This window comes from Lysinibacter sp. HNR (genome assembly GCF_029760935.1).
Lineage (GTDB): Bacteria > Actinomycetota > Actinomycetes > Actinomycetales > Microbacteriaceae > HNR.
The window spans coordinates 442,121-453,988 of the sequence record NZ_CP121684.1 but is presented as its reverse complement, the minus strand read 5'-3'; the positions used below and the strand labels follow the sequence as shown (position 1 = coordinate 453,988).

The window sequence follows — 11,868 nt, the reverse complement described above, 5'->3', positions numbered from 1 at the left end:
AGAAGAATATGGAATATGGATCCGTTTCTTTTGAACGAGACTCCGTCATCGCGCCGGTGAACCGAAGGCTCTTTGGGGTGTTTGTTGAGCACCTCGGGCGCTGCGTCTACGAGGGAATTTATGAGCCCGGGCATCCGTCCGCAAACGAGGACGGGTTTCGAACCGATGTTATCGATCTAGTTCGTGAGCTCGGCGCAACCGCCGTCCGATATCCGGGAGGAAATTTTGTTTCGGGTTATCGCTGGGAAGACGGGGTCGGCCCCCGAGAAAAACGCCCCGTACGGAGGGACCTGGCCTGGCACTCTCTCGAAACCAACCAGGTTGGCCTCGACGAATTTGCCCGATGGTGCACGCTCACCAACCTGGAATTAATGATGGCGGTGAACCTAGGAACTCGGGGGGTACAGGAGGCCCTGGATCTTCTTGAATACAGCAACCACCCCTCGGGAACGACGCTGAGCGACCTGCGAATCGCAAACGGTTCGGTCGAGCCGCACGACGTTCGAATGTGGTGTCTGGGTAACGAAATGGATGGGCCCTGGCAAATCGGACATCTCAGCGCCGATGACTATGGGAAGCTAGCAGCACGAACGGCATCCGCAATGAAAATGGCCGATCCGAACCTGGAACTTGTTGCCTGCGGATCCTCCGGTTCCGCAATGCCCACCTTTGGTGAGTGGGAACGTGTAGTACTGGAACACTGTTACGAACATGTTGACTACGTGAGCTGTCACGCTTACTACCAAGAGCGTGAGAGCGATCTTGGATCCTATCTGGCTTCATCCCTCGACATGCAGCATTTTATTGAGGCCGTTGCCGCGGCAATCGACCACGTGCAACATAAGCTTCGCAGCAAAAAAGAAATAAAAATTTCGTTCGATGAATGGAATATTTGGTACATGAGCGAAGACGGCCCCTCAGGCGATGCGAGCCAGGAGTGGAGCACCGCACCTCGACTGCTTGAGAACGCCTACTCGGTAGCCGATGCCGTGGTTTTTGGCAGCCTCCTCATCACACTACTCAAGAACAGCAACAGGGTTACCTCGGCAAGCCTCGCGCAGCTAGTTAACGTCATCGCACCGATCATGACCGAGCCCGGGGGAGACTCCTGGAGACAGACAACGTTTTACCCCTTTGCAGCCACCAGCCGTTTAGCCCAAGGAAATGTTTTGCGACCCAGGATCATCGTGGATGGTTACAACACCGCGGCATACGGGGAGGCTCCCCTGCTGGACGCCGTTGCGACGCACAGCAAGAAGAACGGATCGACATCAATCTTCTTGGTGAATCGCACGCAGGACAAACCGCTCACCGCTCGAATCAACGTGGAGAGCCTCGGGGTCCAATCGATTACGGAGGCGTTTGGAATACACGACGAAGATGCCTATGCACAGAATGTTTTCCACGAGCAAAACCGGGTTCGCCCCATCCCAAACTCAACGGCAAAGCTACACAACGGAATCCTGACGATAGTTCTCCCCCCAATATCATGGACGGCGGTCTCCCTCAGTGACTAACACACAGAATAATTTGTCGCCTCACCAAGACACAGACTGTGTCATTGGGATCGACTTTGGAACTCTCTCCGCCCGCGCTCTTGTTGTTCGTGTCTCAGACGGGGCGGAACTCGGAACCGCCGTGCACGAGTATCAACACGGCGTTATGGACTCAATCTTCACGCCAAACGGCACGGCGCTTCCCCCCGATTGGGCGCTCCAGGTGCCCAACGACTACATCGAAGCTCTGAAAAACGCGGTACCCGCCGCGATACTAGACGCCAATGTTCATCCCGATAACGTCATTGGGATCGGAACCGACTTCACAGCCTGCACCGTTCTCCCCGTCGACGCGCAGGGAACCCCGCTGTGTGAGATTCCTCGTTTTACCGACAGGCCCCACGCCTACGTGAAGCTCTGGAAACATCACGCGGCTCAGAGGCAGGCGGATCGCATCACCGTGCTTGCCGCGGAGCGCGGCGATGCCTGGCTGCAACGCTATGGTGGACGCATCTCCAGCGAGTGGGAATTTGCCAAAGGCCTGCAGCTTTTAGAGGAGGATCCCGAGGTCTATGACGCGACCCGGCACTGGATAGAGGCCGCCGACTGGATCGTGTGGCAGCTCACCGGCCGCTACACCCGCAACACGTGCTCCGCAGGGTATAAAGGAATGCTGCAGGATGACTCCTACCCCGGCAAAAACTTCCTGGGCACCCTCAACCCCCAGTTTGCCTCTTTTGCAGAAACAAAAGTCGCGCATCACCTGGGAGAACCGGGCTCTATTGCGGGTTTTCTCACGGCGGAGGCCGCCGAGTGGACGGGACTGTCCGAGGGCACCGTGGTGTGCGTGGGAAACGTCGATGCTCACGTGACCGCACCGGCCGCTCAGGCCGTTCATCCCGGGCAGATGGTTGCCATTATGGGAACCTCAACCTGCCACATCATGAGCGCGGAACACCTGAAGACCGTCCCCGGAATGTGCGGGGTTGTTCCAGGGGGGATAGTCCCGGGGCTCTACGGTTACGAGGCAGGACAGTCCGGAGTCGGGGATATCTTTGCGTGGTACGTTCACACCCACGTGCCGCAGCGTTACCACGATGAAGCGGCCGAGCGCGGGCTGAGCATACACCAGCATCTGACCGAACTCAGCGAGGCGTGGCCCGTTGGGTCTCACGGTTTGATAGCCCTCGATTGGCACTCCGGTAATCGATCCGTCTTGGTTGACCATGAGCTGTCCGGTCTTATCCTCGGGAGCACTCTCACTACTTCTGCGGTGGACTGCTTTCGAGCACTGCTGGAATCTACGGCTTTTGGAACTCGCATGATCGTTGAAACCTTTATCGAGGCGGGGGTTCCGGTCACCGAGTTTATTGCGGCGGGTGGCCTCACCCGCAACGCGCCCCTCATGCAGATCTACAGCGACGTGCTACAGATGCCCATCTCCATCCTGGCCAGCGACCAGGGCCCAGCCCTGGGTTCCGCCATCTACGCCGCTGTTGCTGCGGGCTCTTATGCCAGCGTGCAGGAGGCCGCGGCAGTAATGGGTCGGGTTCATCGTTCGGTCTACACCCCACGCCCAGAAGTTACGGGCATCTACGACCGCCTCTACGCCGAATACCGCCGCCTTCACGATCACTTTGGGCGCGGAGCACACGGTATCATGCACCGGTTGAAAGAGCTGCGCAGGGAGGTTACAGCGTGATCAATCACGACATAGTGTGGCACATTCGTACCCAGGTTGCAGAGCTACACACAGAACTGGTCCGCAACTCTCTGGTGGTGTGGACCGGGGGAAATATTTCGGGGCGTGTCCCGGGAACAGAACTCTTTGTTATTAAGCCCAGCGGGATCGACTATGACCGCATCACCCCTGAGTCATTGATCCTCTGTGACCTGGACGGGACGGTGGTTGAGGACTCGCTCGGCAGCTCAGGATTCCCCTCCAGCGATACGGCCTCGCACGCCTACGTCTACCGTCATATGCCCGATGTTGGGGGTGTTGTACACACTCATTCCACGTACGCAACGGCCTGGGCTGCGCGTGCAGAGGCGATCCCCTGCGCGATAACCGCCATGGCGGATGAGTTTGGTGGGGAAATTCCCGTGGGTCCTTTGGCACTCATCGGCGACGATTCGATTGGGCGCGGTATCGTCACCACGCTCTCGGGACACCCTTCTCCGGCGGTACTCATGCAGAACCACGGTGTTTTCACCATCGGTAAAAACGCAAAAGAGGCGGTTAAAGCGGCGGTAATGACGGAGGACGTGGCACGCACAATACACATTGCACGCCAGGGAGGAGAGCTTGTGCTTATTCCCGACCCGGTGGCTAAAAAACTATTTGATCGATATCACAGTGCCTACGGCCAAAACACGGAGGAGTTACGTCATGACACGCACTAACACCACTCTTGATCAGTACGAGGTCTGGTTTCTCACGGGCAGTCAGCACCTGTACGGAGCTGAAACTCTCACGCAGGTCGCAGAGCAATCACAAACAATCAGCACGACCCTCGATGCGACAACACCGGTGAGACTCGTATGGAAACCCGTACTGACGGACACGCACAGCATCCACACGACGATGCTGGAGGCCAATGCCCGCTCCACGGTCATCGGCGTTATCGCCTGGATGCATACGTTTAGCCCGGCAAAAATGTGGATTAGCGGCCTGAGCGCGCTTCAGAAGCCCCTATTGCACCTGCACACCCAGCTCCACGTCGAACTCCCCTGGAGCACGATCGACTTTGACTTCATGAATCTTAACCAATCCGCTCACGGCGACCGAGAATTTGGTTATATACAGTCCAGGCTGGGGATTGAACGCGCAACGGTTGTGGGTCACGTATCAGACAAAAAATTACAGTCTCGCGTAAGCGTCTGGATGCGTGCGGCAGCGGGTGTCGCAACCTCACGCAATCTAAAAATCGCCAGATTTGGCGACAACATGCGACAGGTGGCGGTGACGGAGGGGGATAAGACAGAGGCCGAGTACGTTTTTGGCACGCAGGTTAATACCTGGGGTGTCACCGAACTTGCCGACGCTGTTGCCACAGTCAGCGAGCACGAGATTGATGAGCTCATCGAGGAGTACGAGGAGTCCTACAGCGTGGCACCGGAGCTGCGCCGATCGGGCGAACGGGCGATGACCCTGCGTGAAGCGGCAGCAATCGAGCTGGGATTACGTGCCTTCCTCGAGAACGGAAACTGTGAAGCGTTCACAACAAATTTTGAAGACCTGGGAACACTTCCACAGCTTCCGGGGCTTGCCGTGCAGCGTCTCATGGCTGAGGGCTACGGTTTTGGTGCCGAAGGGGATTGGAAAACCGCTCTCCTGCTTCGAGTCGCCTCGGTGATGGGGAGCGGCCTACCGGGGAGTGCATCGCTCATGGAGGACTACACCTATGACCTCACTCCGGGAGCCGAGACGATTCTGGGTGCCCACATGCTTGAGGTGAGTCCCGGACTCACCCGCCACAAACCCCGACTAGAGGTCCATCCCCTCTCGATAGGGGGCAAGAAAGATCCGGCCCGTCTGGTATTTCATGCGGACCCGGGACCCGGGGTTGTTATTGCACTGTGCGACATTCGCGACCGGTTCCGCATTGTTGCAAACGCCGTGGAGGTGGTGGAGCCGGTTGCACCGCTCTCTCGGCTTCCCGTTGGGTGCGCAATCTGGAGGCCAGAACCAAACCTGCAAACCTCAGCCTGGGCCTGGCTGAACGCCGGGGGAGCTCACCACACCGTGCTTAGCACGGCACTCGGCGCAGAGGCTTTTGCCGAATTTGCACGGATGACGGGAACCGAGTTTCTCCTGATTAATAAGGACACCACAGAGGAAGACTTTTTACGTGAACTGCGCTGGAACGCCGCCTACTATCGTCTAACCCGGGGGATATAAACCGGCTCGGGCAACGGCATGGAGCAGTACCTGTTTGTCGGTGAAGTGTCGGCGCGGAGCCGAATGACTTACGCCCGCCTCACGGGTAAGCTCCCGCAGCGAGAGCGCGTCGATCCCGCGCTCTTCAAGGGTGTTTCTGCCTGCTCAAGCAGGTGAGAACGCACATTACCGTGATGATATTTCTGCGTGTTCATGTTTTCTATTTAATCCCAGTGTTGTCGTTGACAACATACTGTGACGCGTTCCTCCGCAACGATACCCTGGATTTTCACTGAATTAAGCCGGTGCGATACGGTTTTGGAATTTAAGGGTAATCTTCTTTGCTGTCACCCGCGAGTGTGCAGCCAGAGCGGGGCACTCATGGTGTGTGGGCTTGTACTCTCTAGGCATGTCCGTGTTCGCTCGTCAAACCAAGACAGTCTCGGACGCAACCGTAAAGTGCTGGGTTGGGATTTTGGGTTGAGTGGCTAGCGATCGCCGCGAGAACCCCTGGGATCGGGGCCCAAGGAATCCAAAATTCCATTTTGAAATAGAGGATCGGTAATAGGGAAATCAAAATAGGTATTGGGGAACGGCTCGGGCCGAAGCGTATAGTGCCACCACTCGGTATCAAGGACAGCAAACCCCTGGTCGCCCATGGCAGACATAAGTCTTTGGCGATTTTCCTGTTGGTGTTCATTCACCAGGGTTGAAGAGGGGTGCGAAATCAGGCCGAAACAGTCAAAACCACTGCCCATGTCTAATTCATCGCCGTTTGGCACAATCCCCGGCTGCACGCCGCACGCTTTAGTGTCAATAGAAGGCTCTCCCGCACTCGGGTGACCCAGGACAACGATGGTCAGATCCACCGTACTCCCGCGACTGTGTCCGGATTGAGCCGCTATGTACCCCTCCTCAAATAGTCGATCTTTGGGCACAGACGGGTAAAACTGTTCCTGCATCTTCGTATCTTGCTGATCTTCAGCCCAGCGAACAAACTCATTGACCGCTCGTTGCGGCCGGTAACAGTCATAGACCTTTAACCCCAATCCCTCATCGGCCAGGTTTGCCTGCACCTTTTTTAACGCTTGGGCCGCTTCGATGGTTAGTACACAGGCGGGAACCTCATACCCCTCGGATGCGTGTCCCATAAAGTTGTAGTCACCAAAATACCGAATCTCTTGTTGGATCGTCGGATCGACCTCCGAGAGCAACACAAAGCCCTCCGGATTTTGGATCCCAGTGATCGTTGCAGCACTCACACCGCCACCGGGCACAAGTACGAATAGTACACTAAACATTGCAAGACTAAAACCAGTATAAATTTTATTAGCAAGCATGAATCTTAGCATAATTCTTAATTTGATCCTTTGGCAAATGTGTGACGATTTTTAGGAATTCCGCCCACCTTGCAGAGTAACGTCATCTCTGACCTAACACCACAAGAAAAGACCACAGCCGCCTGAGTTACAACACCGAGCGACTCCGTGATTCTCAGGCGGGCAGCGGCTGAATTGGGACACTAAATTGGTCCACCCAGACTCTCTCGCAACGATGTTGACATCGACAACATACTGTCTACATAACCCATACTATTGTCAGCGACAACACCTTGAATTTCCTTTGAAAACCGCGAGGCGTGGAAATTCAAGACTCCCAGTTTTAACCCTCAAAAGGCAGTCGTGACCATAAAATTTTCACAGAGCGCCTCCCTCATCACCGGGGCAAGCTCCGGGCTCGAAGAAGAATTTGCCCGCACAATTGCGGCTCGGGGCGGTAACCTCGTCCTAGCGGCGCGACGCGCGGAACGGCTCCCAGGCATAAAGCGTGTCATTGTTACCAACAGCAAGCGAATGGGTGTTTTCCGCACTGATTTGAGTAAATTGCACTCCGTCGGGAGCGTGAACGCGCACGGGAACATCTGTGTTAATGCGTGAGTTATCATCCAGTCGTCCATTGAGGTTGCACCCCCAGCCCTAGGTGTTATTGTCATCACCACGAGTGAGCGAGAAGTTACCCCCACCTGAGCTGACCTGCGTAAACTTCACGTCTGAGGGTGCGCGCACAAGAACAGGCGTCAGCCTATTGGCTGTTCCCCGAATGGCCAATTGCCCCCAACAGTTGTGTTGTTGCCGAGCTGGCCACTGCCGTTAAATCCCCACGCATACGTGTAACCGTCGCTGCCTATCGCAAGCGTGTGACTGGAACCTGTGCTGATATGTGTGTAAGTTGCGATGGGTATTGTTCCGGTGACTGTTGTGCCACCAGCGTCTGGCCCCACGGTGGGTGTCATAGTATTCTCTGCAGCAACATCTACAACAAATGAAGTACTCATCATAAACGCAGCAGCAACTAAGAGACCAGCCACCGCGAAGAGAGCGCTGCGTAGCATATAACCCCCTTCCCCTTTGCGATTGTTATTCGTGATGCCAAAACGATCGCATTATTATATGTGAAGATCAGAGCTGAGAAATTTAATATGCGAGCCCTTCGCAGGGGCAAGAAAATTATTATTTCATAGGCTTAACACAAAGATCGTATGACTTTAGCCGTTGCATCGGAATAATCAAGCAATCTGGGAAACAGTGGTTTCCCAGATGTGAACGGTCAGAAAATGGGAACTTCTCCCAGCGAAGGCTTTCGAAGCGCATGGGCATCGGGACGTCAAGTGACCCACCCTCAGATTATAAGGGTACAAAATTCCACGACTATTCGTGATGTAGTATTACCACGGATCTTTCCCTAGCAGTCGAGGATAAACATGAAACGTAGCCCCTGGACCATCCACGGAACCGGAAAAACCGTTATCCAGGGCCGGGTTGTTGCCCCGAGCGAAAGGCTCTCTTGGCCGCGCACCATTGGTATCGGTATGCAGCACGTGATCGCCATGTTTGGCGCCACCTTCCTTGTGCCCATCATCACCGGCTTTCCCGTGAGCACCACACTACTCTTCTCCGGGCTCGGAACCCTGCTCTTTCTGATCCTCACCAAAAACAGGATGCCCAGCTACCTCGGTTCCTCATTTGCTTTCATCACCCCCATCCTCGCCGCACAAACGGGGTTTGGCATACCCGGGGCCCTGCTGGGCATCGTGATCATCGGCATCCTCTTCACCGCGATCGGTGGGGTCACCCAGCGCTACGGTACCGGCTGGATCAACACCCTCATGCCCCCGGTTGTGGCCGGTGCAATCGTTGCCCTTATCGGGTTTAACCTCATCCCCACGGCGTACGAAAACTTCACAGTTTCTCCCCTGACCGCATACATCACCCTGGGATCGGTCATCGTCTGTACCGTGGTGTTTCGAGGGATTATCGGACGGGTATCAATCTTCGTCGGCGTCGTGATTGGATACGTGACCGCAATGTTTCTGGGGGAAGTAGACTTCAGCGCGTTTCACGAGGCACCCTGGCTCGGGCTTCCCGATTTTACGCTCCCCGCAAATCCGTTTGCAGACCCCACGGTTCTTGCCGTTCTCCCCGCGTTCGTCCCCGTATTGCTTGTGCTACTCGCCGAAAATGTGGGACACATTCGCGGTGTCGCACAGATGGTCGATCCCAACCTCAACAAGCTCACCGGACGAGCGCTCATTGCTGACGGAATCTCAACCACCCTCGCCGGGCTCTTTGGGGGCTCGGGGACAACAACCTACGGCGAAAACATCGGCGTGATGGCCGCCACCCGGGTCTACTCCACGGCCGCCTACTGGGTTGCCGGAACCTTTGCAATTCTCTTAGGGTTTTCACCCAAAGTTGGCGCACTCATCTTCTCAATTCCCGCCGGTGTTCTCGGGGGCGTCACCATGGCTCTCTACGGACTCATCGGTATTATCGGGATGAAAATCTGGGTGGACAATAGGGTGGACTTTGGCAAACCCATCAACCAGTTCACGGCGGGTTTGGCCCTCGCGTTTGCCATCGCAAACGTCCAATTTATCAGCGGTTCCTTCCAGCTCAATGGAATTGCGATGGGGACACTCGCGGCCATACTGGTCTACCATTTTATGAACGCCATCGAGAGGATGCACCGGCGCTCCGAGACCTCCCGGCTCACCGAGGCTCCCGCCGCCCAGGAGTCCCCGCGAGTTCACAGCGCTCACGAATCAGAGAACCCCAAGCCTCAGGATAGACTGGAGCCTTGACCTCCCCGAACCGATAGGCCGTTGTCGCGTGACTCACACATCCCAGCAAACCGCTCATATCCCCGATACCGTCAAGAACGCCCTCGTCACTCCCGAAAAAGAGCAGCCCTACGAAGCGCTAGGCCTGAAAACCGACGAGTACCATATGATCCGCGAGATCCTCGGACGGAGGCCCACCTCGGGTGAGCTCGCGATGTACTCCGTGATGTGGAGCGAACACTGCTCCTACAAGTCTTCTAAAAAATATCTGCGCCAATTTGGCCAAAAAGTCACACCCGCCATGACAAAAAATCTCCTCGTGGGCATGGGAGAGAACGCCGGAGTTATTGATGTTGGGGAGGGTTGGGCCGTTACGTTTAAGGTTGAGAGCCACAACCACCCCAGCTATATCGAACCGTTCCAGGGCGCCGCAACCGGGGTCGGCGGAATCGTGCGCGACATCATCTCGATGGGTGCCCGCCCGGTGGCCATCATGGATCAGCTGCGCTTCGGCGCAATCGATAACCCCGACACCGCACGCGTTGTGCACGGTGTTGTCTCGGGCATTAGCTTTTATAGCAACTGTCTTGGCCTGCCCAATATTGGCGGCGAAACCTACTTCGACCCGGTTTACCAGAGCAACCCGCTCGTAAACGCCCTCGCCGTGGGGGTTCTTAGACACGAAGACCTACACCTCGCTAATGCGTCGGGCGTAGGCAATAAGGTTGTGCTTTTTGGTGCGCGCACGGGGGGCGACGGCATCGGTGGGGCATCCATTCTCGCGTCAGATTCTTTTGATGACGGCGGCCCCACCAAGCGCCCCGCGGTGCAGGTGGGTGACCCCTTTGCCGAAAAAGTTCTTATCGAGTGCTGCCTCGAACTCTACCGCAACGACCTGGTCGAGGGCATTCAAGACCTCGGTGCCGCCGGTATTAGCTGCGCCACCAGTGAGTTGGCCGCCAACGGCGATGGCGGAATGTTTATCGAACTTGATCGGGTGCTACTGCGCGACCCCTCCCTCACTGCCGAAGAGATTCTCATGTCGGAGAGCCAGGAGCGCATGATGGCGGTTGTGGCTCCCGAAAAACTGGATGATTTCCTTGCGGTCACCCGCAAGTGGGACGTGGAGACGAGCGTGCTTGGTGAGGTCACCGATACCGGTCGCCTGATTATTAACTGGCGCGGCGAAGAGATCGTTAACGTTGATCCCAATACGGTTGCCGTCGACGGTCCGGTTTATGATCGCCCCGTGGAGTACCCCTCGTGGATCGACGCTCTTCGGGCCGATAGTGCGGGTCGCTTCCCTCGCAACCTCTCACACGAGGAGCTACGTCAGCAGTTCCTCGCTCTTCTCGGCAGCCCCAACCTTGCCGATAAAAGCTGGATCACCAACCAGTACGACTACTACGTGCGCGGCAATACCGCCCTCAGCTTTCCCGATGACGGCGGGATGATTCGGGTTGACGAGGAGTCCGGTCTCGGCGTTGCCATCGCAACCGACGCCAACGGGCGATACTGCCAGCTTGATCCTTTTGTGGGTGCCCAGCTTGCCCTTGCCGAGGCCTATCGCAATGTCGCCGTGACCGGCGCGGTTCCTGCCGCCGTAACTGACTGCCTCAACTTTGGTAGCCCGGAGAACCCCGAGGTAATGTGGCAGTTTTCACAGGCCGTGGAGGGGCTCTCCGACGGATGCCTGGCGCTGGAGATACCTGTCACGGGAGGAAACGTTTCGTTCTACAATCAGACCGGAGACACCCCCATCTTCCCGACACCCGTTGTGGGGGTTCTGGGAATCATCGACGACGTTGCTCGCCGCTTGCCCTCAGGGTGGCAGGACGAGGGACACAATATCTATCTCCTAGGAACAACGGCTCTCGAGCTTGACGGATCGGCCTGGGCACAAACCGTACACAATCATCTCGGCGGACGCCCACCGCGGGTTGACCTGGCTGCGGAAAGGAGCCTAGCTGAACTGCTGCAGGCGGGTGCCCAGGGCGGGATCATCGACTCGGCCCACGACCTCTCCGACGGCGGACTCGCCCAGGCAGTTGCCGAGAGTGTCCTGCGCTTTGGAGTGGGTGCCCGCATCTGGCTCGACGAAATCATCCAGCGGGATGAGGTAGATGCCCTCACAGCCCTCTTCTCTGAGAGCACCGGCCGAGTCATTGTGTCCGTACCCCGTGAAGAGGATGTCAAGTTCATGGGGCTCTGTGAAGGGCGCGGTTACCCCGTGCTGCGCATCGGGGTAACCAGCGGCACTGAGCTTGAGATCCAGGACACGTTTACCGTCCCGGTCGAGGAGCTCCGCTCCGTCTCGGGTGCGACCCTACCCGCTCACTTTGGTCCGGTGGTGGGTCAAAACTCACAATAAG

Annotated in this window: 9 protein-coding genes; 7 read left to right on the top strand and 2 right to left on the bottom strand. The window is 56.7% G+C overall.

Annotated elements, in window-relative coordinates; genetic code table 11:
* Window positions 1–8 precede the first annotated feature (8 nt).
* Genes FrondiHNR_RS02010 through araA form a run of 4 tightly spaced genes read left to right on the top strand, consistent with a single transcriptional unit; the run spans window position 9 to window position 5,397 of the window.
* The gene (locus FrondiHNR_RS02010) at window positions 9–1,517 is read left to right on the top strand and encodes an alpha-N-arabinofuranosidase (protein WP_279353578.1); all 1,509 of its coding nucleotides are present in this window, start codon (window positions 9–11) and stop codon (window positions 1,515–1,517) included.
* On the top strand, window positions 1,510–3,198 hold the full coding sequence (araB, locus tag FrondiHNR_RS02005; RefSeq protein ID WP_279353577.1) for a ribulokinase: 1,689 nt from the start codon (window positions 1,510–1,512) through the stop codon (window positions 3,196–3,198). The genes FrondiHNR_RS02010 and araB overlap by 8 nt, the downstream gene beginning before the upstream one ends.
* The gene (locus FrondiHNR_RS02000; RefSeq protein ID WP_279353576.1) at window positions 3,195–3,899 is read left to right on the top strand and encodes an L-ribulose-5-phosphate 4-epimerase; all 705 of its coding nucleotides are present in this window, start codon (window positions 3,195–3,197) and stop codon (window positions 3,897–3,899) included. The genes araB and FrondiHNR_RS02000 overlap by 4 nt, the downstream gene beginning before the upstream one ends.
* On the top strand, window positions 3,886–5,397 hold the full coding sequence (araA, locus tag FrondiHNR_RS01995; RefSeq protein WP_279353575.1) for an L-arabinose isomerase: 1,512 nt from the start codon (window positions 3,886–3,888) through the stop codon (window positions 5,395–5,397). The genes FrondiHNR_RS02000 and araA overlap by 14 nt, the downstream gene beginning before the upstream one ends.
* 467 nt (window positions 5,398–5,864) lie before the next feature.
* Here the strand turns inward: araA and FrondiHNR_RS01990 are convergent, their stop codons facing one another.
* Window positions 5,865–6,716: a M15 family metallopeptidase gene (locus tag FrondiHNR_RS01990; RefSeq protein ID WP_279353574.1), complete on the bottom strand. Its 852-nt coding sequence runs from the start codon at window positions 6,714–6,716 to the stop codon at window positions 5,865–5,867.
* Between the two features lie 342 nt (window positions 6,717–7,058).
* On the opposite strand from FrondiHNR_RS01990, the gene FrondiHNR_RS13115 reads away from it, so the two are divergent.
* Entirely contained in the window at window positions 7,059–7,313 is a 255-nt protein-coding gene (locus FrondiHNR_RS13115) for an SDR family NAD(P)-dependent oxidoreductase (RefSeq protein WP_347567117.1), read from the top strand.
* Window positions 7,314–7,453: 140 nt separating this feature from the next.
* Here the strand turns inward: FrondiHNR_RS13115 and FrondiHNR_RS01980 are convergent, their stop codons facing one another.
* Window positions 7,454–7,768 carry an RCC1 domain-containing protein gene (locus tag FrondiHNR_RS01980; protein ID WP_279353573.1) on the bottom strand — a complete coding sequence of 105 codons (315 nt, stop codon included), beginning with the start codon at window positions 7,766–7,768 and terminating at the stop codon, window positions 7,454–7,456.
* A gap of 369 nt (window positions 7,769–8,137) precedes the next feature.
* Here FrondiHNR_RS01980 and FrondiHNR_RS01975 point away from each other — a divergent pair, with 369 nt between their 5' ends.
* Window positions 8,138–9,517 (top strand): solute carrier family 23 protein, encoded by a 1,380-nt coding sequence (locus FrondiHNR_RS01975; protein ID WP_279353572.1) that lies wholly within the window; start codon window positions 8,138–8,140, stop codon window positions 9,515–9,517.
* A 28-nt stretch (window positions 9,518–9,545) separates the two neighbouring features.
* Window positions 9,546–11,867 (top strand): phosphoribosylformylglycinamidine synthase subunit PurL, encoded by a 2,322-nt coding sequence (gene purL / locus FrondiHNR_RS01970; RefSeq protein WP_279353571.1) that lies wholly within the window; start codon window positions 9,546–9,548, stop codon window positions 11,865–11,867.
* Window position 11,868 lies beyond the last annotated feature (1 nt).